Source organism: Sneathiella sp., from assembly GCF_047631475.1.
Classification (GTDB): Bacteria; Pseudomonadota; Alphaproteobacteria; order Sneathiellales; family Sneathiellaceae; genus Sneathiella.
The window spans coordinates 46,507-72,093 of sequence record NZ_JBLHZT010000001.1; the positions used below are offsets into that span (position 1 = coordinate 46,507).

Genomic DNA, 25,587 nt, shown 5'->3' on the forward strand with positions numbered 1-25,587 from the left:
GTTTTCACAATAATTGTGCTGCGTTTGTATGCAGGATGCTTAAATTCAGGGCAGTGAAAGCGTGTGTTTTAGGCACTTGATGTTCATCTGATATATATTTTTGACTTTCAATTCAGTTTCAGGTGCTTTCGTTTGAAAGTGATTCATTTCATGGCAAATGCGCAGATCAAAAAAAAAGACCGGAGAAAAATCCCGGTCTTTTTAACTAGCATGCTGCGATGCACCATTTTATCATCAGCCTTCGTTCAGCCATGCCAAAGCAAGTTGGTGGGCAATGGCGAGAGGAGGGGACGCACGTGGTGATTCCAGCGTTCCTGCTTTTCTGAGCAATTCACGGACTTCCTCGCGGCTGAACCAACGGGCGTCTTCCAGCTCCACTGGATCCAGGATAATTTCTTCATTCAGGGCTTCTGTGAAGCAGCCAATCATCAGGGAAGATGGATAAGGCCAAGGTTGGGACGAGTGATAGGTGACGTCCCCTGTTTTGATCGCTGTCTCTTCAAAGACTTCCCGTCTCACACCCTGCTCGATCGTCTCGCCCGGTTCAATAAATCCGGCAAGGCAGGAATATTGTCCTTTCGGGAAATTATGGCCGCGACCCATCAGGCATTTGTCCCCTTTTGTAACCATCATGATGGCGACAGGGTCTGTCCGGGGAAAGTGAGAGGCGCCGCAAGCGTCATTGCTGCATTTTCGGGAATACCCTGATTCCTTTAAAATCGTCTGATTTCCGCAGACGGCACAAAATTGGTGATTGTCATGCCATGAAATCATGGAGCGTGCCTGCGCTAAAGCTCCTGCTTCGCCCGGACGCAACTGGGCAGAGATGGAGCGAACGTCAATAAACTTCCCCCAATCTGAATTGGGTGGCTGTTTAGGGTTCTCAATGTCAGAGACATCGACAGCAAAATGGTAGGAAAAATCGGCGATGCCCAAAAAAATCAAAGTTGCTCCGGCCTCAATGAATTCTTTGACATCCGCATAGCCGCGCCAGTCGATGGAGGGGCCATCGGGTACATTAATCAAGGCTTTCAGGTTGTGAAGCGGTAGGTACCGTGTGGATGGTTGTTTTTGTTTTTCTGCCATCCATTTCGCATCAGCGCGATGTTGGGCAGCCCGGTCAAATCGATTGCCGGTAAATACGAGTGGTTTTGTCATGATGGCGGAACTCTCGCATAACTTTTACGGGCGCGCAATCATGATCATGAGGGCTTTTAATGCAGAAAAGACCCAAAAATATTGATGGCCGTCAAAAAAAATACTTTAGGGGGTTGCTTCTTTAACGAACTTATCAGATATAAGCGTTGGAAGGCTGGCGATGGGCGTGCCCCTCGCGAACCCGGTCAGGTCCGGAAGGAAGCAGCCGTAACGAGTTACGGCGCGGGTCGTTGTCAGTCTTCTATTTACCCCCACATTTTATTGGAAACAGGCGTATATTTCTTTGATCAATTCGATCGGGGTCTGATATGCTGCGCCAATGTCAGAAGAAAACTCCAATTCAGCGTATCGTGTCCTTGCACGTAAATACAGACCATCAAATTTTGATGATCTAATCGGCCATGAAGCCATGGTCAAAACTCTGTCCAATGCCTTGGAATCAGGGCGGCTGGCGCATGCCTTTGTTTTGACAGGCACACGGGGGATCGGAAAAACGACAACGGCCAGAATTATCGCCCGTGGTCTGAATTGTACCGGACCCGATGGTGACGGCGGACCAACGGTCCATCCGTGCGGTGTTTGTAAAAACTGTATCGCTATTTCTGAAGATCGGCATCAGGACGTTCTGGAAATGGACGCGGCCAGTCGGACCGGTGTAGATGACATCCGTGAATTGATCGACGGGGTGCGCTATCTGCCAGTCAGTGGCCGATATAAAATTTATATTATCGACGAAGTGCATATGCTGTCGAAAAACGCGTTTAATGCCTTGCTGAAGACACTGGAAGAGCCGCCTGAACATGTGAAATTCATTTTTGCGACCACTGAGATTCGTAAAATACCAGTAACCGTTCTTTCCCGGTGTCAGCGGTTTGACCTGAAGCGGGTCGATGCGGAAATGCTGGCAGATTATTTCGGAACGATTGCAGCGAAAGAAAATGCTGAAATTGAAAATAATGCACTTGCTTTGATTGCGCGTGCGGCCGAAGGCTCAGTCCGGGATGGATTGTCCTTGTTGGATCAGGCTATTGCACATGGAGACGGGGCGGTCTCTGCCGAGCAGGTTCGGGATATGCTGGGATTGGCCGATCGCTCCCGCATGCTGGATTTGCTGGAAACCATCTTAAAAGGCGAGATAGCCGAGGCGTTGACGATTTTACGCAGTCAGTATGATAGCGGTGCTGATCCGGTGGTTGTTATTCAGGACCTGTTGGAGTTGACCCATTGGCTGACTACGTTGAAAGTAACACCGGAGGCTGCCAATAACGTCGCCATGTCAGGCGGTGATGTCTCCCGCGGACAGGAAATGGCTCAGGCGCTGGGTATGCCTTCTCTGGCGCGGGCGTGGCAGATGTTGTTAAAAGGATTGGATGAAGTCCGTAATGCACCCATGACCCTTGCTGCAGCCGAAATGATTTTGGTGCGGCTGGCTTATGCGAGCGATTTACCCTCGCCGGAAGACCTGGCGAAGAAAATTCAGGATGGGGCAGGAAGCCCGCAGCAGGCAAAACCCTCGTCCCCCTCTGGCGGGCATGGAACCGGTGCGTCGATGCGGTCAGGTGGCGCCGCAACGCTGGCGGTGTCAAATGCGTCACCTGCAATGTCTGAAAACCCTCAAACTGAACAGGCCTATCAGAAGGCAACGGCGCCCCGTGCGCATTTGTCATTAGTTGAACCTGTCGCGTCTGAACCGGTGTCTGAGCCAGCCGTGCAATCTGCTGAACCCCTAAAAAGGGAGGCAGATTTTGTTGACATGGAGGATTTGGTCAACCTGCTGCATGACCGAAGTGATGTGATGCTGCGTAGCCAGCTCATCAATTTTGTTCGTCCGGTCAAGTTTGAAAAAGGTGTGTTGGAATTTAGCCCTGCGCCTAGCGCGCCTGCCGATCTGGCCGCCCGTTTGGGGATCAGATTGCGGGAGATCACGGGCGAGAAGTGGTCCGTGACCTTATCGGCAAATGCCGAAGGTGCGCCAACCGTCGCTGAAAAGCGGGCATTGGATAAGGCCGCGATGATTGCCGCGATTGACAAGCATCCGCTTGTCCAAAGTGTTAAAAGTATTTTTGAGGGTGCGTCTATTCGGGATGTCCGGGATTTAGGGCCGGGTCTTGAATTTATGGCAGACGGTGACATATCGCCCAATGATGATAGTGAGTAACGGAGAAGTCCCATGAAAAATCTTGGCAACCTGATGAAGCAGGCCAAGGAGATGCAGACCAAAATGGCTGAAATGCAGCAGGCATTGCAGGACCATGAACTGACCGGCGTTTCGGGCGCCGGGATGGTTGAGGTTACATTGAACGGTAAAGGGGATATGAGAGGGTTGAAAATAGACCCATCTTTGGTTGACCCGGATGACAAGGAAGTCATGGAAGACCTTATTAAAGCGGCCCATGCAGATGCCCGCAGCAAGGTCGAGGCTTATAGTCAGGAAAAAATGAAAGAGATGACCGGTGGGTTGCAACTTCCTCCCGGAATGGAAATGCCTTTTTAAGCTGGTCGTTATTTTATGAACACATCCGAAATTGATCAATTGATCCAATTGCTTTCCAAGTTGCCGGGGCTTGGCAGCCGCTCTGCGCGTCGGGCAACCCTGTTTTTGATAAAGCATCGGGAAAGTCTGCTGATGCCATTGGCAAATGCAATGTCGGCGGCGGCAGAAAACGTAAAAACATGCGGCCAATGTGGAAATCTGGATACCCTTGATCCGTGCTCGGTTTGTATAGACCCGGCGCGGGACAAGAAAACCATTTGTGTGGTTGAAGATGTTTCGGATTTGTGGGCGCTCGAACGGGCTGGCGTTTTTTCCGGTCAATATCAGGTCCTTGGCGGAACGCTGTCTGCCCTTGATGGGGTTGGACCGGAAGATCTGAAAGTTGAACCCCTGCTTAATCGATTGAGCGATGAGACGGTTGAAGAGGTTATCCTGGCATTAAATGCGACAGTCGATGGTCAGACAACCGCTCATTATTTGACTGAAAGGATTGAAGATACAAATCCAACCCTGACAGTCAGTCATTTGGCCCATGGCGTGCCGGTTGGCGGTGAACTGGATTATCTGGATGACGGGACGCTGGCAACAGCCCTTAAATCCCGGCGATCTCACGCCTAGTTCTGTTGAAGACGGTCAGGGGGGCTTGAAAGCAGATCTTCCTGATCATTTTCCCCAAGCTGAAGATCTTCTATTTTTTCAGCCCGGCTTGAAATTTTGCGGCTGGATGTTTCAATTTCACCAATATCCTTTGAGGCTTGTGCGAAATGCTTGGACAGATTGTCCACGCGCTTGTCCAGACGGTCGACATCCTTGATCAGGATGCCCACTTCTTTTTGAATGACACCCGCCTGTTCCCGCATTTGACTATCTTTGAGAACCGCGCGGACAGTATTCAGTGTCGCCATTAAAGTGGTGGGTGAAACAATCCAGACCCGCGCCTGGTAGGACTTTTCCAGAATCTGCGGAAAATTGGCATGAAGTTCGGCATAGACGGCTTCAGAGGGAAGAAATAACAAAGCAGATTCGGCCGTTTCCTCGTCAATGATATATTTGCCCGCAATATCACTGATATGCTTGGTCATCGCCGAAATAAACGCACGATTAGCGGTTTGGATTTCAGCCTCGGACTTTGCATTGCGGATCAAGTGATAGCTTTCAAGTGGAAATTTTGCATCGACAACAATCGGTCCGGGTGGATTGGGTAGCCGGATCAGGCAGTCTGCCCGTCTCCCGTTATTCAGGGTCACTTGAAAATCGTATGACGAAGGCGGCAGCGCCGATTTTACCAGATCATTTAATTGAATTTCGCCAAAAGCACCCCGCGCCTGCTTGTTTGCGAGGATGTCCTGCAGTCCGACGACCTGATTGGATAAATCAGTCAGATTATTTTGCGCCTTATCAATGATCGCCAGCCTTGTTTGTAGATCATTCAATGACTTACCGGTTTTTTCGCTGGATTGTTCGAGGCTGTCTCCAAGTCGTTTCGAGACCGTATCCAGTCGATCGGAGAGGGTTTTGTTGATTTCATTTCGGCTCGCTGCCCCATCGGCGGAGATCTGTCTTAGCTGCCCTTCCAGTTGAGCCTGCTGGTTTAGAAGATTTTCTGTCAGGCGGGTCAGGTTCTCACTGTTTGACATCGCCCCGTGGATCATTTTTTCCGATTTTGCCAGTTTTAAAGCCATGAAAGCGGTGACAACAACGAGGAGAATAATAACGGCAATCAGTAAATATTCCATAGAAGGGCCTCCAGCCCACAATTTTTGCTTTTCTTAAGAACCTTGACGTAGGCCCAGCAGAGTAATACCTAAAGGGAGAAAATGCACCCTGCTTAATGTAACGTGAAGACTGTCTAAAGACTATGGCCCTATTGCCCATTATTACCGCGCCGGATCCGCGGCTTAAAACAATTTCCACTCCTGTCGAGACTGTGGACGATGAAATCCGCAAACTTGTCGATGACATGTTTGAAACCATGTATGAAGCCCCTGGTATTGGCCTTGCCGCCATTCAGGTGGGCGTTCAAAAACGTGTTTTGGTTATGGATGTCGTCGGTAAAGGCTCGAAAGAGGGAGACCCACAACCGATCGCGATTATTAATCCTGAAATAACATGGGTTTCTGATGATGACGCCTCCTATGAAGAAGGATGTCTTTCAGTACCGCAGCATTATGCCGATGTTGTGCGCCCAGCAGAAGTGAAGGTCAAATATCTGGATCTGGATGGTAAAACTCAGGAACTGCATGCTGACGGCTTGCTCGCGACGTGCGTTCAGCATGAAATGGATCATCTGGATGGCATTCTGTTTGTTGATCACATTTCCGCTTTGAAGCGGAATATGATTTTACGCAAGCTTCTCAAAATTAAAAAACAGGCAAGTTAGGATACGGGGCATGAATAATCTGAGAATCGCGTTCATGGGAACGCCCGATTTTTCGTGCACAGTTCTGAAAGCATTGTTGGCGTCCCCTCATGATGTGGTGTGTGTTTATTCACAGCCGCCCCGCAAAGCAGGACGCGGTAAAAAGGTTGTTCCGACACCTGTTCACAAACTGGCACAAGAGGCGGGCATAGAAGTAAGAACGCCTGTTTCTTTGCGCTCAGGCGAGGCGCAAGCCGAGTTCGCGGCCCTGAATTTGGACGTTGCAGTTGTCGTGGCTTATGGGTTGATTTTACCAAAACCAATATTGGAAGCGCCTGAATATGGCTGTCTTAATCTGCACGCGTCTTTGTTGCCACGATGGCGCGGTGCGGCGCCGATACAACGGGCGATTATGGCGGGGGATCGGCAAACTGGTGTCGGTGTGATGCAAATGGCTGAGGGCCTTGATACGGGAGATGTGCTGGCCGAAGCGACTGTTGAAATCCAGTCCAACACAACCGCCGCAACGCTCCATGATGCGTTGGCTGATATTGGTGCCACGCTGATGGTCGAGACGCTGAATGAACTGCCAACAGGGACCCTTGTTCCGCGCGTACAAAATGAAGACGGTGTCACTTATGCCAAGAAAATAGACAAGGCCGAAGCCGTGATCAACTGGTCGATGCCTGCGACGGAATTAAGCTGTCATATTCGGGGTTTAAGCCCATTTCCCGGTTGTTATTTTGAACGCGACGGTCAGCGGATCAAGGTATTGAACGTTGAAGTGGCAGACGGTACAGGTACACCCGGTGAAGTGTTGGATGATACGCTGAAGGTTGCCTGCGGTGAAGGGGCCTTGAAGCTAACCATGCTTCAAAAAGCTGGAAAATCCCCGATGGATACAAAAACCTTTCTCAATGGCTACCCTCTTTCAAAAGGTGAGGTTCTCGCCTGATGCCTCGCTATAAAATCACGATTGAATATGATGGTCGCGATCTGGTCGGTTGGCAGCGGCAGGAAAATGGCCCGTCTGTTCAACAACATATCGAAGAAGCGATTTTTAAATTCTGCGGTGAAGATATCCGTATTCAAGGGGCCGGACGAACAGATGCCGGGGTTCACGCCTTAGGCCAGGTGGCCACCTTTGATCTGTCAGGGGATCATACGACCAGAACCGTCATGAACGCGATTAATCAGCATTTGAAACCGGCACGGGTCGCCATTTTAGACTGTCGTCAGGTTGATAGCGAGTTTAACGCGCGTTTTTCTGCGACCGGTCGGCATTATCTCTATCGTATCATCAATCGCCGGGCCCCTTTGACGATCGATAATGGGCTTGCGTGGCATGTAAAGCGTGATTTGGACAGTGATGCGATGAAGGCGGCGACCGAAATACTGATCGGGCGCCACGACTTTACCAGTTTCCGGGCCGCCGCCTGTCAGGCGAAATCACCGGTTCGGACATTGTCTAAACTTGATGTTCAGCGTTTCGATGATGAAATACAGGTTCGCGTGTCCGCTCTGTCTTTCCTTCACAATCAGGTGCGTTCCATGGTTGGTACATTGTCACTTGTTGGTACCGGTCAATGGACCAAGGACGATGTGCAGAAAGCGCTGGATGCGCGGGACCGGCAGAAAGCAGGTCCCAACGCTCCGGCATACGGGCTTTATCTAACGGATGTGGATTACGATAGCTGAAACGGATAAACGCTTCCTAATTTCAGTATGTCGGTCAGGTGATCCAACGCTTCGCGGCTTTCCTGCAACAACTGTGGATCGGCTAAATCCGCCGGGCTGAGGGTATCGCGGTAATGTTTGTGGACCCATGCTACCAGATCTTCATAAAGTGCATTATCAAGAAGAACACGTGTCTGTAGGCTGTCTCTTTCTGCTTCGGACAGGCTGACCCGCAACCGAAGACAGGCAGGTCCTCCGCCATTGTTCATACTTTCCCGAAGTTCTTTATAGTGGATCGTTTTTATTGGTGTGTTTTGCGCTAATAAATGGTTCAGATAATCGTATACGCGGCTATTGTTTTTACACTCCATCGGGGCGATCAGTTGCAGGTCGTTCTCTGTTCCGGGAAGCTGAACCAGCTGCGTATTAAACAGGTAGGTTGCAACAGCGTCTTCTACAGGCACGTCCTTTCGGGATACTTCAATCAAAGACAAGGGGTTGCCAGTAAAGCAGCGTTTCAATTTTTGAATAAATTCTTCAGAGTTTAAAAAAGCGTCCTGATGGAAAAAGAGGCAGTTTGCGGAGCCCACTGCAATTACATCGTTGTGAAAGACACCGGCGTCAATAACGGCCGGATTTTGTTGAACAAAAAGGGTGCGGTTTGCGGATAACCCATGATTTCGCGCAACGGCTTCGCAGGCCTCGCGTGTTTGGCGCGCAGGATATCGGGCGGGGCGAGGCGTGGAAAGATCAAAGGCAGAGCGCCCATAGGTGAAAATTTCAACGCCTGGGCTTTCTGCCGAAGGTGTCAATCGCGTGTGGTTCGCCGCCCCTTCGTCTGAAAAGAAGGAGCCGGGCGGAAGGGCGTCGTGATGAGCAAAATAGTCGGGGTGCGAGAAAATTTTCTTCAATATGCGCCCTGTATCCGGATGTTCGATGGATCTGTGAAACATTTCGGACAGGTTTGCCGGTGTGAAATGGGTACGGCCATCCGTCGTGTCGGCTGCCGGACTAACGGTTGCAGCATTAGCCACCCACATGGACGAAGCCGAGGAGACTGAGGCTAACAGATGAGGTGCCTGTTTTTGTACAGTCGAGAGAATATGTTCATCCGTTCCGGTGAAACCCAGAGCCCGTAGCGTCGGTATATGGGGGCGCTCCAGGGGCGGCAAGACCCCTTGCATCAGTCCCACATCCATAAGGGATTTCATCTTTTGAAGGCCCTGAAGGGCCGCGGCCTTGGGATGAGAGGACGCGTCGCGGTTTTTCGTAGACGCGACATTACCATGCGATAATCCGGCAAAGTTATGGGTTGGTCCTACCAAGCCATCAAAATTTATTTCTGCACTCAAAGTCATAAGGAGATCCCAGGTGTCAGTGTCTCGGGCAGGTCGGCTTTGTCTGCCTCTACAGAGGCAACAGGATAGGCGCAATAGTCTGCGGCGTAAAAGGCACTTGGTCGGTGATTGCCGCTGGCCCCGATGCCGCCAAATGGTGCTGCTCCGCTTGCACCGGTCAGCGGTCTGTTCCAATTGACGATGCCTGCTTTGGATAAAGCAAGGAAGGTTTCATATTCAGCGGGGTCATCTGTAAAAATACCAGCGGAAAGACCAAAACGTGTTTTGTTCGCGATTTGAACAGCCGATTTGAAATCGTCGGTTTTGATGATTTGTAAAAGCGGGCCAAAATATTCTTCGTCTGGTAATTCTGAAATCTCGGTTACATCGATAAGACCGGGTGACAAGAACGGTTTTCCGTCTTCTAAGCGGGCCATTTTTACAAGCGGCTTGCCGCCCAGCCGAATAAGGTTCTCCTGTGCGGCAAGCATACCATCTGCAGCTTTGTTTGAAATCACACTTCCCATAAAGGGCACGCTGTCCGCTTTGTCAGGGCCCACCTGAATGGACTGGGTTGCTTGGGTCAGTTGATCCAGAAAGGAATTCCGTTGGTTGCTTTGGGGTAAGATCAACCGCCGGGCGCAGGTGCATCTTTGTCCAGCGGTTACAAAAGCGGATTGCAACGTGTGATACACCGCCCCTTTGACGTCTGAAACATTGGTAACGATCAATGGATTGTTTCCGCCCATTTCAAGGGCTAGAATTTTCCCGGGCCGACCGCCGAATTCCGAATGGATCAAACTGCCTGTCCGTGAACTCCCTGTAAAAAATAAACCGTCGATGCCCTCATGGCTGCTGAGGGCTATTCCGGTATCGGCACCGCCTTGTACAAGGTTCAGGACACCGTTTGGTAATTTGGCTTCTTCCCAACATTGAACCATTTTTTCGGCGACAGCGGGCGTAAGCTCACTTGGTTTAAAGATGACGCAATTTCCTGCAAGTAATGCAGGCACGATGTGACCATTGGGGAGATGTCCGGGGAAATTATAGGGACCGAAAACAGCGATAACGCCATGCGGTTTGTGCCGAAGGCGTGCGGTAGCGCCGGGGATCGGTGTTTCTTTTTGGCCCGTACGGGCATCGTAGGCAGAAAGAGACAGATCGACCTTTCCGATCATAGTGGCAGTTTCGGTCAGGGATTCCCAAAGAGGTTTGCCGGTTTCAGAAGCGATCAGCGAGGCGATTTCTTCTTTTCTTTCCTTAAGAATTGTTTGATAGGCGCGAATAATTTCTATGCGATCGGCAAGCGGCATCAGGGCCCATTTTTCAAAGGCCCGTGACGCGGCTTTTACAGCATCATCAACATCCTGCTCTGTTCCCGATCTTCCGCGCCAGACAATTTCTCCGGTCTGAGGGTTCTCAGACGAAAAAGGCGTGCCGTTCGCAGATCGCCAGTGTCCGCCGATAAAAAGTGTGGCCTGTGTCATGGGGGCTCCTTTTGCTTTATTTCGCAAAGCTGATGGTCTGTCCGGGTTCCACCTGTAAAGTTTCGGCGGTCTCTTGCGTGATATGCACGGTGCCGTCCTCTGCAAGGACAAGGGGCGTACAGACAAATCGATAATTTTTGAGGTCAGTATTACTAATCATATACGGGTCGTCAGACAGGCTATCGTTTGCCAGAATCTCAGACAGGACCCGACGTTCAGATTTTTGAACGGTGGCAATATTTCTCATCTGGCACTGCACGGTTGGGCCACCATCAAAGATGTCGACATAGCCGCTTTTCCGAAATCCTTCTTTCTCAAGCAGCCGCATGGCGGGATAAGATGCTTCATGCGGGACGCCAATGACATTTCGGGCTTCATCGGGCAGAAGGTCTACGTAAATAGGGTGGCGGGGCATCAAGTCTGTAATGAACTGGTTTCCCTTGACCGCACTCATAAAATCAGCGTTTTCAAACCCTAAACCGAAGAATTTTCGGCCAAGCTGCTCCCAAAAGGGGGAGTGGCCTTCTTTGTCCTGCCACCCACGCATTTCGGCGATAATTGTCTCGTCAAACCGTTCAGGGAAATCCGCAAGCATCAGGAACCGGCACCTGGACAGAAACCGCCCATTCCTGTCTTTACGATAGTCAGGATCAAGATACAGAGATCCAATTTCTGTACTGCCCGTGAAATCATTCACTAGATGAAGCACTTCCAGTTTGTTTTTCTTTTCCAGCTCCTTGGAAATCGAAATCAGGGTTGAGACACGGTAGGAATAAAAAGGTTGGTCCAGTCCCACGCCGGCATAAATGGCGGTGGTGCCAACCAGCTTCCTTGATGCGGTATCTTCCATAACCATGAAATAAATTTCGCCGTTGGCATGGGTTGTTTCCAAGGCAAAGCTTTCTTCACTCTTCTGTAGTTTGTTTTCCCAAGAGGTGAGGCTCGTTGGCATGGAGGACATACCGCTTCCTGTGGCTGTTGAAATGCCCATAAGGCAATTCAAATCAGTATGCCGGGCGCGCCTGATAACGATCATTGTGGTTCCTCTCGCTTTGGAAACGTAACGTCCCCTACCGCCAGTTTGTGGAGCAGAAGGGCGGTGAGCTTTGCTCGTTCGGATAAACTCTCGCAGACCATATATTCCTGATCAGAATGAATATTGGCACCCCGTACTCCCAAAGTGTCAATATTGGGCAATCCTGCTGCGGCTAGATTATTTCCGTCACAACAGCCCCCCGTCGGTTTGTGATTGATCGGCAGGTTCAGGTCTTCCCCGCATTGTTTCAGGATATCAAATAAATGGCGAAAAGATGGGCTCATCGGTTTTGGTGGGCGGGTAAACTGACCATGCAGCTGGGCGGAAATTCCCTCCTGCTGGTTGGTTTCTGCCGTAATTTTTTCGAGGGCCTGAATGAACCAGTCTTTGTCCTCTGATGCCTTAATTCGGACATTCAGTCGGCAGATTGCAAGGTCGGGGACAACATTAAGTGCGCCTCCACCCGATATATGCCCAACATTAACAGTTAAATCCTGGCGCTGCCCCGAAAGCATATGGATCTTGCCAACCGCTTCTGACAGGGCGGCAATTGCATTGCGGCCCAAATGGTGATCCCGGCCGGCATGGGCAGCTTTCCCTCGCACGACGAGGGTGAAATTGCCGCTTCCTTTACGGGCACCCGCCAAAGTTCCATCCGCCAGAGAAGGCTCATATACCAGACCTAAATCGGCTTTTCTTGCAAGATGGGTCATCGTTTCGCGCGAGCCGAAGGAGCCGACTTCTTCATCGGCATTTATCAGAACATCCCAGCCAAGCTGACTTTTTTCGGGGCTTTTCTCAAACGCTTGCAAGGCCGTCAGGATAACCATCAGGCCGCCTTTCATATCAGCCGTTCCCGGACCGCCGATTTTACCGCCGCCCAGATCCGTGCAGGATTGAAACGGGCTGTCCTTACCAAACACGGTATCCATGTGCCCGCACAGAAGAACACGTCTGTTTGCCTCGGGTCGAATGGATACTTTTAACATCTGACCAACAGCCCGGCTGTCCTCTTGTCCGTCTTTTGTCACCAATGGCATCGGGTCGGATGCCAGTAGCTCGGATTGACCGCCGGTTTTGGCGAATGCCTGTTGAAGGCAGTCGGCCATTTCGGCCAGGCCGTCCAGATTGTCACTGCCTGAATTGATCTGTGCCCACTGACAGACAGTGTCGACCATTGCGGACTGTTGGTCATCGATCCAGGATAGAAAAGGCGGTAAAGACATGGATAAACCCTACTTCCAGTGGCTGCAAACGTCGTCAATGATGCCGAGCCCTTTTGCAAGGTCGTCATCTGACAGGTTAAGCGGTGGCAGAAGCCTGAGGATATCAGTCCCGGCGCGGCCAGACAAAAGCCGGGCATCCCTGAGGCGGGAGAGCATTTCAGTGTTAGGGACAACACATTTTACACCGAGCATCAACCCCAGACCCTGAACATCACTGATGACGTTAGGATGTTTTTGTGTCAGTTCAACCAATCCCTGCCTTAGTGTTTCCCCGGTTTCCTGAACCTGCTGTAAAAAACCATCTTCAAGCAACAGATCAAGGACCGCATTACCGACCGCCGTGGCGAGTGGATTTCCGCCAAAGGTTGACCCATGGGTTCCAATGACCATGCAGGCCGCGGCTTTTTCCGTTGCCAGACAAGCACCAATTGGAAAACCCCCGCCCAATCCCTTCGCCGAGGAAAGAATATCAGGTTTAATGCCAGACCATTCATAGGCGAAGAGCTTCCCTGTCCGGCCCATGCCGCACTGGATTTCATCGAGCATCATAAGAATGCCGGTTTCATCACACAGTGCCCGGACAGCCTCAAGATAGCCTTTTGGGGCGGGTAAGACGCCTCCTTCTCCCTGAACCGGTTCTAGAATGACACCTGCGGTTTCATCCGTAATGGCCGCACGAAGCGCGTCAATATCGCCGAACGGGACGTGATCGCATTCCAGATCGCCAGTGAAGAAGCCTTTGATATGGCTGGGGTTACCCGCGGCGGCAACTGTTGCGATCGTTCGCCCGTGAAAAGCATTTTCCATTCCGATAATGCGGGTCCGTTTAGTATCACCGCGGTCAAAATGATACCGGCGCATTATCTTGAGGCCCGCCTCAACGGCTTCAGCGCCGGAATTGCCAAAGAAGACGCGATCAGCAAAACTATGTTTGCAAAGCCTGTCAGCAAGCTGTTCTCCCTGTTCCACACGGAACATGTTTGATGTATGCCAGTATTTTTCTGCTTGGTCTTTTAAGGCACCAACAAGGTGAGGGTGGCTGTGCCCAAATCCAGTTACCGCGATCCCGGAAATGAAATCCAGATACCGCTCTCCTTCTTTGGTAATCAGATAGGAGCCTTCTCCCCTTTCAAAGAGGATTTCCGGTGGGGCATATGTTGCCATAAGGGTTTGATGGGGCATTTTTCCTCCAGTTTATATCAGGCTTTTGTATCAGACATTGTCCAGTAGCGTAGCAAGGTTGATGGAAAATAGGGTTTCGAATTTAGGGTGTCTTACCGAATAAAATGTGAAATCTTGGGGTATTGCCGAATTATATTCGGTTGTGTCTCTATCTCTTACAGTGTGAGATAGGTTTTTATAAAAACAAGTCAAATTTCCTTGATTTTAAGGTCCTGTAGGCCTAATCCGTTAAAGGGTAATATTCTGAAAGGAGAGTCATGTTGAGTAATGGCAGCGGTAAGAGAGTGCTTGATGCAATTGATCAGAATATTATTTCGTCATTGCAGAAGTCAGCGAGAATAACCAACCAGCAACTGGCCGAACAGGTGGGGCTGTCCCCGAGCTCCTGTCTGGCTCGGGTTCGCAAACTTGAAGAAGATGGATGTATAGGCCCCTATCAAGGTACGGTAAATCTGGATCGATTATGCCGGTATATTACCTGCATCGCCATGGTGACATTGGAAAGCCACCGCCAGCAGGATTTTCGAGTGTTTGAGCAGTTTATTGAAGGGGTGTCAGAGGTTGTCCAGTGCGATACTGTGAGCGGAGGATGTGATTTTATCCTGCGCATCGTTTGTGCGGATATGGAGCGGTACCACGAAGTAAACGAAAAGCTTCTCAATTCCGGCGCCAATGTCGTGAATATCAAAACCCATGTGGTAATGACAGAGAACAAAAAATTCACCGGATATCCACTAGATGCACTTCTTCAATAGAATTTACCCGTAAAAAATGCGCAGCACGATCTGATGTAGGGAAAGCGCGACAACAAATTCAATAAACGCCATCAGTACAGCCGCAGTTCCCGAAATTTCGAGTGTCCGTCTTAAGATATACCAAAGAAAAACATAGGAGAGGATCAGGAATGTCAGGGACAGCAGGGACGTTAGTGCGAGGCCAAGATAGCCCATAGAAAGAATGGAAAATGGGAGCCAGACACAGATTAGAGCAAGCTGTGCCCAGTTATAGATAATGGTAAAGTTGCCAAACTTTTTCGTTTCAAAAATATACTGGTCTGCAACTCCGACGATCACCAAATATAGCAGCCAGGAAACATAGGTGATGCCAAGCTTGCTCAAGATAAACGGTAGAGCAGGGATTTCCGCCCCAATTAAACGAAAATCAAGATAGAAATCCAAGGCAAGCAACGGGACGGAAAGTAGAAGTGCGGTAAAAGACGCCCAAAAACCAGCCGGGGACAGATTAAAATACCGCAAAGCATCGGGGTCGCGTAGTGCGAGCCGGAAACTACCAAATAATGAGTAAATAACTTCGTAGAGACCGGCCATCTGATTTATTTGAAATATCCATCTAAAATTGACGTGTAAATATTGGCTAACTGCTCAATATCGTCGACAGCAACATGTTCATCGACTTTATGCATCGTCTGCCCGACAAGGCCAAATTCGACAACGGGGCAGTAGTTTTTAATATAGCGGGCATCAGATGTGCCCCCTGTAGTTGAAAGCTCAGGTTTTGTGCCAAGATGCTCCGCAATGGACTGTGCAACCAAGCTGCTGAAGTCCCCCTCGCTTGTCAGGAAAGGCTCTGAATTCTTAAGGACTTTCAGATCATAGTTGGCATTTCGGTCCTTGGCAATTTCGTCAAGCAGGGATCGTATTTTATGATCCAGACCGTCAAGCGTATGTTCTGTGTTAAAGCGAATATTGAAGGTCGCTCTGGCTGCCGGCGGGATAACATTGGTCGCAGGGTTCCCCACATCCACGGTGGTAAATTCTAGATTGCTTTGCTGGAAATGGGCACTGCCATCATCAAGATGCATCTGATCCAACGCAGACATCATGGCGATCAGGTGAGGAACAGGATTGTCCGCTAGGTGAGGGTAGGCAACATGTCCTTCCGTGCCATTGACGGTCAAGAAACCGGTGAATGAACCGCGCCGACCAATTTTGACCATATCACCAAGTGCTTTCGGATTTGTCGGCTCCCCTACAAGGCAATGATCAATCCGCTCGCCCTGTTCTGACATCCATTCAAGTACTTTGCGGGTTCCGTTGATGGCGGGCCCTTCTTCATCCCCTGTAATCAACAGGCTGATTGATCCGTCAAACTTTCCTTTGCGGGATTTGATCAGGCGTTGGGCAGAGACAGCAAAACACGCGACAGCAGCTTTCATGTCGGCTGCGCCGCGACCATACAGCATTCCGTCTTTGATAACAGAATCAAACGGATCAACACTCCACGAGTTAAGGTCGCCGGGAGGGACAACGTCTGTGTGGCCGGCAAAACAGAAATTAGGCGCGCCCGTGCCATATCGTGCGTAAAGATTTTCAACATCTGGCGTATTGTCATCTGAAAAAGTCAGCCGGTGACAGTCAAAACCGATTTTTTCAAGGACAGATTGCAGAACATTTAAAGCACCTGCGTCGGCGGGGGTTACACTTGGGCAGCGCATAAGCTCCTGCGTGAGCGTAACAACATCAAGATCATCCATATAAGTCATGTATGTCCTTTACCGTTCCCGTTCTGGAGGGTCAATGTCTTTGACGGATAATTGACGTACGAGATAATCCGGGATAAGTCTGTTTTTCCTCTCTTTCGCAGGCTAGCCCATGACATCACACAACGCCCCCGGCATTAATAACCTGACCGGTATTCTTTATATGGTTGCGGCAATCTTTACCATGTCGACAATGGATGCGGCGGCAAAATGGCTGGTTCATGCTGACTACTCGGTTTTTCAGATTTTGTTCGTTCGTAGCCTAATGAACGTTGTGGTTCTTTTGGCATTGGTGCCTTTTATGGGCGGACTGCGCCTGATTAAAACCAATCGTGTTTTTGCGCATGGCGTGCGGGGGGTATTGGGCTTTGTTGCCCCCTTTTGTTTTTTCAGCGCGTTGCGTTCCATGGGGTTGGCGGAGGCTACAGTTGTCTTCTTCATTTCACCCTTTGTCATGACAGCGTTGTCGGTACCGTTCTTTAAAGAAAAGGTCGGCGTGCATCGATGGGGGGCAATTTTTGTTGGATTTTGCGGCGTTCTCTACGTTGTTCAACCAACGAGCGAGGTTTTTGATCCGGCGGCTTTTCTGGTGCTGGGGGGCAGCCTTGCCTACTGTTTTTTGATGCTCAGCAGTCGCTGGCTTGGCTCAACAGAAGCCACGTTTACGATTGTCTTCTACGTGAATTTTGTGGTCATGTTGTGTGGTGCGATAGGGTCAGTCTTTTATTGGGTTCCGATGCCAGTTGCTGATGTTGGCGTTGCCGCAATTGTTGCGTTTTTGTCTTTGATTGGAAATTTTTTCATCATCAAGGCGTTTACAATTGGTGAAGTAGGGGTCATTACCCCCTTTGAATATACAGCCTTGATCTGGGCTGTGCTGCTTGGGGTCGTTCTATTTGATGAAATTCCAACCTCTAATGTCTGGGTTGGATCCGCGGTTATTGCCGCGAGTGGATTATATATGGTCTACCGCGAGAACAGAAAAAAACCCGCCGTTTAAGGCGGGTTTTTCAAATGGCGAAAAACGTTGCTTAGTCGCGTAGCAAGTCGTTGATAGATGTTTTCGACCGTGTTTGTTCGTCAACAGTTTTAACAATCACTGCGCAATACAGGCTTGGTCCAGGTGTTCCGTCCGGCAATGGCTTGCCAGGAAGGCTTCCTGGAACAACGACGGAGTAAGCCGGGACACGTCCGATATGAACTTCGCCGGTTTCCCGGTTCACAATTTTTGTGGAGGCACCAATAAACACACCCATGGACAGAACGGCACCTGTTTCAACAACAACCCCTTCAACTACTTCAGAGCGGGCCCCAATAAAACAGTTATCTTCGATGATCACAGGACCGGCCTGAAGTGGCTCCAGAACGCCACCAATGCCAACACCGCCAGATAGATGCACATCTTTACCGATCTGCGCGCAAGAGCCAACAGTGGCCCAGGTATCAACCATCGTTCCAGAATCGACAAAAGCGCCAAGATTAACAAAGCTAGGCATCAAGACCACATTTGGTGCGATATGGGCACTGCGGCGTACGACACACCCTGGAACCGCCCGAAAGCCCGCGGCTTTAAAAGTGTCCTCTGTCCAGCCTTCGAATTTACTGGGAACTTTGTCATACCAATTGCTGTTTGTCCCCGGCGCCCCTGCAATCATTTCCATATCGTTTAGGCGAAAAGACAGGAGAACCGCCTTTTTAAGCCATTGATTGACATGCCAGCCATCTGTTGTTTTTTCTGCAACACGGGCAGCACCGCTATCAAGTGCGAGAAGTGTTGCCTCGATGGCATCGCGTTGTTCGCCTTTTGTGGCAGGAGAAATGGCATCCCGGTTGTCCCATGCCGCTTCAATAACCGGTTGCAATTCGGTCAGACTCATTCTTGAACCTCAATTTTATAAGTGGAATTCTGTTGTCGCACCATACCGTGCGGAAGCGTCAAGTCAACTGCCTAGGGCCTGCTTGCCAGCAAGCGGTGCAGCCAATCGGGCAAATCCTCCGCAATATGATGAATATGAGGTCCTTCCGAGGTTTCTGAAGACCAGTGTTCCTCGTTCGGGACCCAAACTGTAGTCATTCCCAGATCATGTGCGGGCTTAAGATTCTTTGCCATATCTTCAAAGAAAACGGCCCGACTTGGTGTGATATCCAGTTCATCAATCATTTTATGGTAAACAGATATTTCGGGCTTGGGAATAAAGTCACATTTTCGAATATCAAAAATATGGTCAAAATGATGATCGATCCCCAGTTGCCGGGATACATTTGTCGCGTGATCATCAGAACCGTTCGTGAAAATGATTTTTCGACCGTTGAGCTCATGTAGGGCGGCATCCAGCTTTTCAGCCCGGGCCATTTCACTCACGTCAATATCATGAACAAACGCCAAAAAATCATCCGGATGCATGTCATGACATTTCATCAGGCCATTTAACGTTGTCCCATAGGTCTGAAAGTAGTGCTTTTGAATTTTTTTTGCTTCTGCATGGTCGACTTTTAAAAAATCAGCGACAAAGTCCCCCATTTTTTGATCAATCTGCGCAAATAGATTGCAATGAGCGGGATACAGCGTGTTGTCGAGATCGAAAATCCATGTATCGATGTCTGAAAAATCAGACCAATTACTTTTTTGTTCCATCCTTCAAGTGTGGTGTCTGACTGTGAAAAGAACAAGCAAAATTTGTTAGAAACTTTCTTATTTCTTTTGGTTTTTAAGGGGCTGTTAAGTTGTTTTCATTAGGCTTTCGAGATTAAAAAAAAATTATTTTAGCATGGATTAATTTATGGGTTTGCTTAGTTCCCTGTCATTTGGCAGGAATAATGCATTAAGTGCCAAGCCGGTGCCGGGTGTCATTCTCGAAGATCAGGAGACATTGCTGGAAAATTTTCCGGGGCCTGCATTTATATTGGACGAGGATTACCAACTGGTTGAAGGCAACCTCTCTTCTGTTCCCTTGCTTAACGAAATGGGAAAGCAAACGGATGGTAAATTCAGAAGCACAGTAAAAGGTGTTCTGACACGAAACCGTTCCGAACATTTTACCTTCACATATGGTACTGACGATGTAATCGAAGTGTTCGATCTGACGCTGCTGCCTCTGTCGGGAGGGGGTGTTCTGGTTACTGGAAAAGATGTCAGTATGCAGCGGAACCTGACAAATGCGCTGGTTGCGTCCCGGCAGCTATTTAAGGACCTAGTTACCTGTACTGCTGAATTTGTTTGGGAAACCGACGAATATGGATGTTTCCGATATGTCTCTCCACGAGGGGCGATTGGCTTCACGGCCTCAGAACTGGATGGTCGTCTGGCCCGGGATCTGATTATTTCTTCCGAAGATGACGAGGCAGGTGCCCTCAAAAACCCGTTTGAAAGTGCAGTGCCGGTGGAAGATGAGGTGATCTGGTTGCGGGATCGGTCGTCTGCATTGGCCTGCATGCGTATTTCATCCATCCCCGTTTTTGATGATGCTGGAAGCCATATCGGTTGCCGGGGCGCGGGGCATGACATTACTTTTGAGATGGAGCAGCGCTCTCAATTTGAGAAAATGGCGGCACAGGAAAAAGTTTTCTCAAAGATCATTGACGCTATCCGCCATGAAATTGACCCAGCCCGATTGTTCGAAATCGCCGGTCGCGGGGCATGTGATGCATTAAACAGCACCCGCATGATGCTAAGCCGGAAAAACTCATCTGGTTCGCTTGAGATGATGTTCAAAAGTGGGGTAAATGATGAAGTGGAGGCAGCGTTTCTCAGTTGGATGCGTCATCAAACGACCGTTGAAACCGACGGACTGACGGAACTGGAAAGCGGTGATTGGCGTTTGTTTATTGCCCCCATTCAGTCGAACAATCAGTTGGATGGCGCCGTTGCGTTGATTCGACGGAAAGAAGCGACCGAACTGGAGGAGGGAGAAAACCGCCTGATGCGCCTGTTAAGCGAACATCTGGGTGTTGCTCTTATTCAAATAAAGGCGCGCGAAACGTTGGAGCAACTCTCCCGTACCGATGAATTAAGTGGTTTGCTTAATCGCCGGGCCTTTCATGAGGATGTTGAAAAACGTCTTAAAACCCGTCAAAGGTCCAAGGGTGGCAACGCATTATTTTATATTGATCTGGATAATTTTAAGCCGGTTAATGACCGCTTTGGCCACGAAAAAGGGGACGAAGTTCTCAAGGGCGTTAGTCAACTTCTGGCAGAGCATTCCCGGGTTGGTGATATGGTTGCCCGATTGGGCGGTGATGAATTTGCTATGTGGCTGGAAGACATTCCGCGCGATAAAACAATTGAGAAAGCGGAACATTTGCAAAAGCTTTGCCAGGAAATGTCTGGCCGTCTCAATGTTTTGGATCCCAGTTTGAGTTTTTCAATTGGCATTGCCCTCACAGATGGGCAGGATAATGAAACACTGGATAGTTTATTGGCGCGCGCAGATGCGGCAATGTATAAGGTTAAGGCTCGGGGGAAGGGGGCTTTTTCTATCGCGGATGCTGTAGAAAAAGTGGAACAAAAAGATGCTTAAGAAGTTATTCGGCAAAAAGAAAAAGCAAGAAGTCAGCTACGAAGATAGTAAGGGGCTTGCACGGGACGAAAACCCGAAAGTACGGGCAAAACTGGCATCCAGTGCTTCTGTTCGGCCAGAGGTTTTGTATTACCTGACGGATGATAACTCGCCAGAAGTCCGGCGGAATGTTGCGCGTAATACGAATACTCCCGTTCAGGCCAACACCATTTTGGCAACGGATACGGATGATCAGGTTCGATCTGAACTTGCTCGAAAAATATGTAAAATTCTTCCGGATATCAGCGGCACAGATGCGGATTCAATTCGCGAACAAACCATAGAAATTCTTGAAGTCCTTGCCTCGGATCAGTTGCCCTCTGTACGCGCTATTCTCTCGGAGTCCTTGAAAGATACGCTGGAGGCTCCCAAGCATGTCATCATGGCACTGGCTAAAGATGTCGAAGAAATCGTGGCGAGCCCTGTTCTTGAATATTCACCGCTTTTGACCGAAGCAGACCTGTTGGAAGTAATCGCCAGCGGTGTTGCGGCCGGGGCGTTGCCTGCCATCGCCAGACGCCCCAATATTGGAGAGGATGTTTCTGACGCGGTGGCTGCCTCACTGGAAATTCCGGCTGTGGCGGCTTTGCTCGCCAACTCTTCCGCGCGGGTTCGTGAAGACACACTGGATCAGATTATCAGTCAGGCTGAAACGGTAGAAGACTTGCATGAGCCTATGGTGATGCGGGTCGATCTTTCCATTCGGGCCATGCGCCGCATTGCCGGTTTTGTGGCCTCGTCTCTTGTCGATAAGCTGGTGGAGAGAAATGACTTGTCGCCGGATATTGAAAAAGAACTGAAAAAGTCTGTTAAAGGGCGTATCGAAGAAGTTGAGAATTTTGACGAGCCGAGGGAAGATGATGGGCAGGTCCGTGCCGAGAAGCTTTGGGCGACGGGCAGGCTGGATGAAAAGACGCTGACCGAAGCCGTGGCATCAAAAGACCTTAGTTTCGTTCATAATGGGCTGGCGTTGATGACCGGGTTGTCCGTCGGAGTGATCCGCCGGATCCTGAACTCGCGAAACGGCAAAGTCGTAACATCCCTTTGCTGGCGTGCAAAATTGTCTATGCGGCTGGCTATTCGGATCCAGACAGAAATTGCCCATGTCCCCAATACAAAATTGGTAAACGCAAAAGATGGCGTGGAATATCCTTTTGACGAAAAGGAAATGGACTGGCAGCTTTCTTTTTATGTGGAAGAATAAAAAAGCCGAAGAAGGTCTTCGGCTTTTTATCAGTTGCTAGTCGGCGTGGATCATCGTTCCGATACCGTGTTCGGTAAAGGTTTCCAGAAGCAGGACATGCGGAATGCGGCCATCCAGAATGTGAGCCGCGCTAACGCCCCGGTCCAGTGAGAATAGGCAGGTTTCCAGTTTTGGTATCATGCCGCCTGAAATAGTTCCGTCTTTTTGAAGAACTTTGACGTCATTTTGAGACAGCTGATTGATAAGTTTTTTCTGCTTGTCCAAAACACCTTCAACATCGGTTAGCATGATCAGTTTGCTGGCGCCAATGGCAGCTGCAATATGGCCGGCGACAGTGTCCGCATTAATGTTAAAAGTTTCACCATGCGGTCCGACCCCGATTGGGGCGATCACTGGAATGACATCAATATCTTCAAAACTTTCCAGAATTTCAGGATTGATCCGGCTTGGTTCGCCGACAAATCCTAAATCCAGAATGCGTTCGATATTGCTGTCGGGGTCTCGCTTGGTGCGTGTCAGTTTCTGAACTTCGATAAGGTTCCCGTCCTTGCCGGAAAGTCCAATGGCTAAACCACCGGCCTTATTGATGGCTTGAACAATATTTTTGTTCAAAGATCCACTCAGGACCATTTCAGCAATTTCCACAGTGGCCTGATCTGTGACCCGAAGGCCGTCAATAAACGAACTCTGGATTTTCAGCTTGTCCAGCATGGCACCGATTTGCGGGCCGCCCCCATGAACAATAATAGGATTAATTCCAACCTGTTTTAACAGGGCGACATCACGGGCGAAGTCTTCAGCAAGGGCGGAATCGCCCATGGCATGTCCGCCATATTTAATAACAAATGTTTGTCCGGCAAACTGATGCATATAAGGCAATGCCTCAGACAGGATTTTTGCTTTTTTAAGTTGTTCTTCAACTGTCATCTGCTTTTTCGCCATCCCAACGATCCTTCTTTATTCAGCCAAAGAGGCAAGCTCTGCCCGTAGTTCCGCAATGCCTGTTCCCTTTGCTGAACTTGTCAGCATGATTTCAGGATGGGCGGCCGGTCTTTTTTTCAACTCGCTCTGTGTGTTTGTTATAACGTCATCCAGTTCGGATTTTTTCGATTTATCCACTTTCGTCAAGATGATCTGATAATTCACGGCGGCCTTATCCAGCATGGACATGATTTCCCGGTCCACTTCTTTAAGGCCATGGCGGCTATCAACCAGCAGGCAAACACGGCGCAATTTGGCGCGGCCCTGAAGGTAGGTATTGACCAGTCCCGTCCAGGCAGCAACTTTCTCTTTCGACACTTTTGCGTAACCATGACCGGGCAAATCCACCAGATACATCCGGCTTCCCAAGTCGAAGAAATTGATCTGTTGGGTGCGGCCGGGTGTGTTTGACGTTCGCGCAAGCGTGTTGCGATTTGTCAGTGCGTTGATAAGGCTTGATTTACCAACATTTGATCGGCCGGCAAATGCAACCTCATTCATCGGTAATTCTGGGAGCATCGCAAGAGTTGCGGCGCCCGCGACAAAGGTACATTCCTTTGCAAAAAGGAGGCGGCCCTCTTCAATACGGGCCGCCTCCACTTTTTCTTGTTCTGTCATTTTAGTCATTCAAGATCATGCTTTCGTAGATTGACCGCTGACGCTGACACCCATCCTTTTCATAATGAACCACTGCTGCGCAATACTCAGACAGTTGTTCCAAGTCCAATAGATTACCAGTCCAGCAGGGAAGCTTGCCAACAGGAAGGTAAAGAAAATTGGCATGAACAGGAAGATCTTTGCCTGAACCGGATCTGCCGGCTGCGGGTTGAATTTTTGTTGTAGGTACATGCTCAGACCCATCAGGATAGGCAGGGCACCGATCATCATGAATTCTGGAGGCGACCATGGGATCAGACCAAACAGTTCGAACAGATTGGTTGGGTCAGGTGCCGACAGATCGGTGATCCATCCATAAAACGGCTGATGGCGCATCAACAGGGTCACAAAGAGAACCTTGTACAGCGCGAAGAAAATCGGGATCTGAAGCAGGATCGGAAGGCAGCCAGCCGCAGGATTTGCTTTTTCCCGTTTGTACAGGGCCATCATTTCCTGATTAAGCTTTTGCTTGTCGTCTCCAAACTGTTCGCGCAACTTCACCATTTCTGGCTGCAGCTTCTTCATTTTGGTCATCGACACATAGGATTTATGAGCCAATGGCAATAGAAGTAGTTTGATGATAACGGTTAGAGCAAGGATCGCGAGACCCAGATTGCCGATTTGTGCGTCAAGGAACTCAAGGGCGAAATAAATCGGCTTTGTAAGGAAGTAAAACCAACCCCAGTCGATCGCCAGTTCAAGGCGGGAAATGCCAAATTCTTCTTCATAATTATCCAGAACATGAACTTCTTTAGCACCCGCAAATAAACGGTTTGTTGCGTCCGAAGAGCCGCCGGCCGGTATCGTCACACCTGTTTGACTGACATAGTCAGTCTGGAAGCGGTTGCCCTGAGCCACATGATTAAAACGGCTTTTCGAAGGCGTTGCCTGATCCGGGATAAGAGCAGCAAGCCAGAATTTATCTGTCATGCCGATCCAGCCACCCGTGGAGGTCTGGGCGCGGGTTCCTTCTTCCATCAGATCATCATAGTCAACCTCTTCCAAGGTTTCGTTAAAGACACCGATTGGACCCTCATGCAGGATGTAAAAGCCTGTTGTTTCGGGCATACCAGTTCGCGAAATCAGTCCGTAAGGATACAGGGTAACCGGATTGCCTGTATTGTTTTGAACTTTCTGATTGACCGTGAATAGAAAGTGATCGTCAACAGCATATGTCCGGGTAAAGATCAGACCTTCACCGTTATCCCACGTCAGGACCAAGGGTTTTTCCGTTGTCAGTTCTGAAGCAGTCGTGGTCCAGATGCTGTTGGAGTTTGGTAATTTTACAGTCGTTTCCGGTCCAACGCTCCAGCCAAATTCAGCATAATAAGGCTTGGGAGATCCGCTTGGAGAGAAGAGCTTGATTTCCGGGCTGGTTGGATCAACTTCTTCGCGGTAATTGACCAATGTCAAATCGTCGATCCGAGCCCCTTTAAGCGCAATTGAGCCATGCAGGGACGGCGTATTAATTTTAATGCGCGGCGTTTTCGCAAGGCTTTCTTCACGGCTCATTGCAGGAAGCGCTGCGGATGTTCCGGAAGGAACGGCCGCTGTACCCGCTGTGCCTGGGGTTGGTGCCGTTGAACCGTTCGCATTCGTTGCGGCCTGTTCATTATTCTGCGCGGCTTGATTTTCAATTTCCGGGGACGGGAAAAAATACTGAAACCCAAAAATAATCCCTATGCACAGGACGACCGCAAGGATCACATTCTTCTGATCTGACATTTGTAGGC

24 protein-coding genes and 1 other RNA gene are annotated in these 25,587 nt (G+C 49.6%); 11 read left to right on the plus strand and 14 right to left on the minus strand.

The window, feature by feature from the left end:
- Positions 1 to 234 precede the first annotated feature (234 nt).
- The gene (gene nudC / locus ACJAYR_RS00240) at positions 235 to 1,158 is read right to left on the minus strand and encodes an NAD(+) diphosphatase (RefSeq protein ID WP_415234736.1); all 924 of its coding nucleotides are present in this window, start codon (positions 1,156 to 1,158) and stop codon (positions 235 to 237) included.
- Positions 1,159 to 1,307: 149 nt separating this feature from the next.
- Between nudC and ffs the strand changes: the two genes are divergently transcribed.
- The 4 genes from ffs to recR all read left to right on the plus strand — a co-directional run bounded on the left by ffs (position 1,308) and on the right by recR (position 4,270).
- Positions 1,308 to 1,403, plus strand: an RNA gene (ffs, locus tag ACJAYR_RS00245) — signal recognition particle sRNA small type.
- Between the two features lie 74 nt (positions 1,404 to 1,477).
- Complete coding sequence (locus ACJAYR_RS00250; RefSeq protein ID WP_415234737.1) at positions 1,478 to 3,316, plus strand: DNA polymerase III subunit gamma/tau; 1,839 nt, start codon at positions 1,478 to 1,480, stop codon at positions 3,314 to 3,316.
- Positions 3,317 to 3,328: 12 nt separating this feature from the next.
- Positions 3,329 to 3,652, plus strand: a complete 324-nt coding sequence (locus tag ACJAYR_RS00255) for a YbaB/EbfC family nucleoid-associated protein (protein WP_169543312.1) — start codon at positions 3,329 to 3,331, stop codon at positions 3,650 to 3,652.
- 15 nt (positions 3,653 to 3,667) lie between these two features.
- Positions 3,668 to 4,270, plus strand: coding sequence for a recombination mediator RecR (recR, locus tag ACJAYR_RS00260; protein ID WP_415234738.1), 603 nt, complete (start codon positions 3,668 to 3,670; stop codon positions 4,268 to 4,270).
- Here the strand turns inward: recR and ACJAYR_RS00265 are convergent.
- Positions 4,267 to 5,388: a DNA recombination protein RmuC gene (locus tag ACJAYR_RS00265; RefSeq protein WP_415234739.1), complete on the minus strand. Its 1,122-nt coding sequence runs from the start codon at positions 5,386 to 5,388 to the stop codon at positions 4,267 to 4,269. The two genes, recR and ACJAYR_RS00265, sit on opposite strands and share 4 nt — an antisense overlap.
- A gap of 122 nt (positions 5,389 to 5,510) precedes the next feature.
- On the opposite strand from ACJAYR_RS00265, the gene def reads away from it, so the two are divergent.
- From def to truA, 3 genes are read left to right on the plus strand one after another with little or no spacing between them, the layout of a single operon-like run.
- Complete coding sequence (def, locus tag ACJAYR_RS00270; RefSeq protein WP_169543310.1) at positions 5,511 to 6,032, plus strand: peptide deformylase; 522 nt, start codon at positions 5,511 to 5,513, stop codon at positions 6,030 to 6,032.
- A gap of 19 nt (positions 6,033 to 6,051) precedes the next feature.
- Positions 6,052 to 6,966 (plus strand): methionyl-tRNA formyltransferase, encoded by a 915-nt coding sequence (gene fmt, locus ACJAYR_RS00275; protein ID WP_415234850.1) that lies wholly within the window; start codon positions 6,052 to 6,054, stop codon positions 6,964 to 6,966.
- Positions 6,966 to 7,709 (plus strand): tRNA pseudouridine(38-40) synthase TruA, encoded by a 744-nt coding sequence (truA, locus tag ACJAYR_RS00280; RefSeq protein WP_415234740.1) that lies wholly within the window; start codon positions 6,966 to 6,968, stop codon positions 7,707 to 7,709. Before fmt ends, truA begins: the two co-directional genes overlap by 1 nt.
- On the opposite strand, the gene astB is transcribed toward truA, so the two are convergent.
- Genes astB through ACJAYR_RS00305 form a run of 5 tightly spaced genes read right to left on the minus strand, consistent with a single transcriptional unit; the run spans position 7,697 to position 13,956 of the window.
- On the minus strand, positions 7,697 to 9,046 hold the full coding sequence (gene astB, locus ACJAYR_RS00285) for an N-succinylarginine dihydrolase (RefSeq protein WP_415234741.1): 1,350 nt from the start codon (positions 9,044 to 9,046) through the stop codon (positions 7,697 to 7,699). The two genes, truA and astB, sit on opposite strands and share 13 nt — an antisense overlap.
- Positions 9,043 to 10,512, minus strand: coding sequence for a succinylglutamate-semialdehyde dehydrogenase (gene astD, locus ACJAYR_RS00290; protein WP_415234742.1), 1,470 nt, complete (start codon positions 10,510 to 10,512; stop codon positions 9,043 to 9,045). Before astD ends, astB begins: the two co-directional genes overlap by 4 nt.
- 16 nt (positions 10,513 to 10,528) lie before the next feature.
- Complete coding sequence (locus ACJAYR_RS00295) at positions 10,529 to 11,548, minus strand: arginine N-succinyltransferase (protein WP_415234743.1); 1,020 nt, start codon at positions 11,546 to 11,548, stop codon at positions 10,529 to 10,531.
- Complete coding sequence (locus ACJAYR_RS00300) at positions 11,545 to 12,774, minus strand: hydrolase (RefSeq protein WP_415234744.1); 1,230 nt, start codon at positions 12,772 to 12,774, stop codon at positions 11,545 to 11,547. Before ACJAYR_RS00300 ends, ACJAYR_RS00295 begins: the two co-directional genes overlap by 4 nt.
- A 9-nt stretch (positions 12,775 to 12,783) precedes the next feature.
- Positions 12,784 to 13,956, minus strand: a complete 1,173-nt coding sequence (locus tag ACJAYR_RS00305) for an aspartate aminotransferase family protein (RefSeq protein WP_415234745.1) — start codon at positions 13,954 to 13,956, stop codon at positions 12,784 to 12,786.
- Between the two features lie 257 nt (positions 13,957 to 14,213).
- Here ACJAYR_RS00305 and ACJAYR_RS00310 point away from each other — a divergent pair, with 257 nt between their 5' ends.
- Entirely contained in the window at positions 14,214 to 14,711 is a 498-nt protein-coding gene (locus tag ACJAYR_RS00310) for an Lrp/AsnC family transcriptional regulator (protein ID WP_415234746.1), read from the plus strand.
- A 3-nt stretch (positions 14,712 to 14,714) separates the two neighbouring features.
- Here the strand turns inward: ACJAYR_RS00310 and ACJAYR_RS00315 are convergent, their stop codons facing one another.
- Together ACJAYR_RS00315 and dapE are read right to left on the minus strand one after the other, a co-directional pair.
- Complete coding sequence (locus tag ACJAYR_RS00315) at positions 14,715 to 15,284, minus strand: hypothetical protein (protein ID WP_169543303.1); 570 nt, start codon at positions 15,282 to 15,284, stop codon at positions 14,715 to 14,717.
- 5 nt (positions 15,285 to 15,289) lie between these two features.
- The gene (dapE, locus tag ACJAYR_RS00320) at positions 15,290 to 16,450 is read right to left on the minus strand and encodes a succinyl-diaminopimelate desuccinylase (protein ID WP_415234747.1); all 1,161 of its coding nucleotides are present in this window, start codon (positions 16,448 to 16,450) and stop codon (positions 15,290 to 15,292) included.
- 118 nt (positions 16,451 to 16,568) lie between these two features.
- Between dapE and ACJAYR_RS00325 the strand changes: the two genes are divergently transcribed.
- Entirely contained in the window at positions 16,569 to 17,456 is an 888-nt protein-coding gene (locus ACJAYR_RS00325; RefSeq protein WP_415234748.1) for a DMT family transporter, read from the plus strand.
- 31 nt (positions 17,457 to 17,487) lie between these two features.
- On the opposite strand, the gene dapD is transcribed toward ACJAYR_RS00325, so the two are convergent.
- Both dapD and ACJAYR_RS00335 read right to left on the minus strand, forming a co-directional pair.
- Positions 17,488 to 18,333, minus strand: a complete 846-nt coding sequence (dapD, locus tag ACJAYR_RS00330; RefSeq protein ID WP_169543301.1) for a 2,3,4,5-tetrahydropyridine-2,6-dicarboxylate N-succinyltransferase — start codon at positions 18,331 to 18,333, stop codon at positions 17,488 to 17,490.
- A gap of 71 nt (positions 18,334 to 18,404) precedes the next feature.
- Entirely contained in the window at positions 18,405 to 19,091 is a 687-nt protein-coding gene (locus ACJAYR_RS00335; protein WP_415234749.1) for a pyrimidine 5'-nucleotidase, read from the minus strand.
- Positions 19,092 to 19,236: 145 nt separating this feature from the next.
- Here ACJAYR_RS00335 and ACJAYR_RS00340 point away from each other — a divergent pair, with 145 nt between their 5' ends.
- Together ACJAYR_RS00340 and ACJAYR_RS00345 are read left to right on the plus strand one after the other, a co-directional pair.
- Positions 19,237 to 20,973, plus strand: a complete 1,737-nt coding sequence (locus tag ACJAYR_RS00340; protein ID WP_415234750.1) for a diguanylate cyclase — start codon at positions 19,237 to 19,239, stop codon at positions 20,971 to 20,973.
- Positions 20,966 to 22,216 carry a DUF2336 domain-containing protein gene (locus ACJAYR_RS00345; protein ID WP_415234751.1) on the plus strand — a complete coding sequence of 417 codons (1,251 nt, stop codon included), beginning with the start codon at positions 20,966 to 20,968 and terminating at the stop codon, positions 22,214 to 22,216. The genes ACJAYR_RS00340 and ACJAYR_RS00345 overlap by 8 nt, the downstream gene beginning before the upstream one ends.
- A 36-nt stretch (positions 22,217 to 22,252) precedes the next feature.
- On the opposite strand, the gene argB is transcribed toward ACJAYR_RS00345, so the two are convergent.
- Genes argB through yidC form a run of 3 tightly spaced genes read right to left on the minus strand, consistent with a single transcriptional unit; the run spans position 22,253 to position 25,579 of the window.
- Positions 22,253 to 23,158 carry an acetylglutamate kinase gene (argB, locus tag ACJAYR_RS00350; RefSeq protein WP_415234752.1) on the minus strand — a complete coding sequence of 302 codons (906 nt, stop codon included), beginning with the start codon at positions 23,156 to 23,158 and terminating at the stop codon, positions 22,253 to 22,255.
- Positions 23,159 to 23,173: 15 nt separating this feature from the next.
- Positions 23,174 to 23,824, minus strand: coding sequence for a ribosome biogenesis GTP-binding protein YihA/YsxC (gene yihA, locus ACJAYR_RS00355; protein WP_415234753.1), 651 nt, complete (start codon positions 23,822 to 23,824; stop codon positions 23,174 to 23,176).
- A 6-nt stretch (positions 23,825 to 23,830) separates the two neighbouring features.
- Positions 23,831 to 25,579, minus strand: a complete 1,749-nt coding sequence (gene yidC, locus ACJAYR_RS00360) for a membrane protein insertase YidC (protein ID WP_415234754.1) — start codon at positions 25,577 to 25,579, stop codon at positions 23,831 to 23,833.
- Positions 25,580 to 25,587 lie beyond the last annotated feature (8 nt).

Excerpts from the sequence above, each read along its gene's own strand:
- nudC (WP_415234736.1), bottom strand. The coding sequence starts at position 1,158 with ATGACAAAACCACTCGTATTTACCGGCAATCGATTTGACCGGGCTGCC.
- ACJAYR_RS00250 (WP_415234737.1), top strand. The coding sequence starts at position 1,478 with ATGTCAGAAGAAAACTCCAATTCAGCGTATCGTGTCCTTGCACGTAAA.
- ACJAYR_RS00255 (WP_169543312.1), top strand. The coding sequence starts at position 3,329 with ATGAAAAATCTTGGCAACCTGATGAAGCAGGCCAAGGAGATGCAGACC.
- recR (WP_415234738.1), top strand. The coding sequence starts at position 3,668 with ATGAACACATCCGAAATTGATCAATTGATCCAATTGCTTTCCAAGTTG.
- ACJAYR_RS00265 (WP_415234739.1), bottom strand. The coding sequence starts at position 5,388 with ATGGAATATTTACTGATTGCCGTTATTATTCTCCTCGTTGTTGTCACC.
- def (WP_169543310.1), top strand. The coding sequence starts at position 5,511 with ATGGCCCTATTGCCCATTATTACCGCGCCGGATCCGCGGCTTAAAACA.
- truA (WP_415234740.1), top strand. The coding sequence starts at position 6,966 with ATGCCTCGCTATAAAATCACGATTGAATATGATGGTCGCGATCTGGTC.
- astB (WP_415234741.1), bottom strand. The coding sequence starts at position 9,046 with ATGACTTTGAGTGCAGAAATAAATTTTGATGGCTTGGTAGGACCAACC.
- astD (WP_415234742.1), bottom strand. The coding sequence starts at position 10,512 with ATGACACAGGCCACACTTTTTATCGGCGGACACTGGCGATCTGCGAAC.
- ACJAYR_RS00295 (WP_415234743.1), bottom strand. The coding sequence starts at position 11,548 with ATGATCGTTATCAGGCGCGCCCGGCATACTGATTTGAATTGCCTTATG.
- ACJAYR_RS00300 (WP_415234744.1), bottom strand. The coding sequence starts at position 12,774 with ATGTCTTTACCGCCTTTTCTATCCTGGATCGATGACCAACAGTCCGCA.
- ACJAYR_RS00305 (WP_415234745.1), bottom strand. The coding sequence starts at position 13,956 with ATGCCCCATCAAACCCTTATGGCAACATATGCCCCACCGGAAATCCTC.
- ACJAYR_RS00310 (WP_415234746.1), top strand. The coding sequence starts at position 14,214 with ATGTTGAGTAATGGCAGCGGTAAGAGAGTGCTTGATGCAATTGATCAG.
- ACJAYR_RS00315 (WP_169543303.1), bottom strand. The coding sequence starts at position 15,284 with ATGGCCGGTCTCTACGAAGTTATTTACTCATTATTTGGTAGTTTCCGG.
- dapE (WP_415234747.1), bottom strand. The coding sequence starts at position 16,450 with ATGGATGATCTTGATGTTGTTACGCTCACGCAGGAGCTTATGCGCTGC.
- ACJAYR_RS00325 (WP_415234748.1), top strand. The coding sequence starts at position 16,569 with ATGACATCACACAACGCCCCCGGCATTAATAACCTGACCGGTATTCTT.
- dapD (WP_169543301.1), bottom strand. The coding sequence starts at position 18,333 with ATGAGTCTGACCGAATTGCAACCGGTTATTGAAGCGGCATGGGACAAC.
- ACJAYR_RS00335 (WP_415234749.1), bottom strand. The coding sequence starts at position 19,091 with ATGGAACAAAAAAGTAATTGGTCTGATTTTTCAGACATCGATACATGG.
- ACJAYR_RS00340 (WP_415234750.1), top strand. The coding sequence starts at position 19,237 with ATGGGTTTGCTTAGTTCCCTGTCATTTGGCAGGAATAATGCATTAAGT.
- ACJAYR_RS00345 (WP_415234751.1), top strand. The coding sequence starts at position 20,966 with ATGCTTAAGAAGTTATTCGGCAAAAAGAAAAAGCAAGAAGTCAGCTAC.
- argB (WP_415234752.1), bottom strand. The coding sequence starts at position 23,158 with ATGGCGAAAAAGCAGATGACAGTTGAAGAACAACTTAAAAAAGCAAAA.
- yihA (WP_415234753.1), bottom strand. The coding sequence starts at position 23,824 with ATGACTAAAATGACAGAACAAGAAAAAGTGGAGGCGGCCCGTATTGAA.
- yidC (WP_415234754.1), bottom strand. The coding sequence starts at position 25,579 with ATGTCAGATCAGAAGAATGTGATCCTTGCGGTCGTCCTGTGCATAGGG.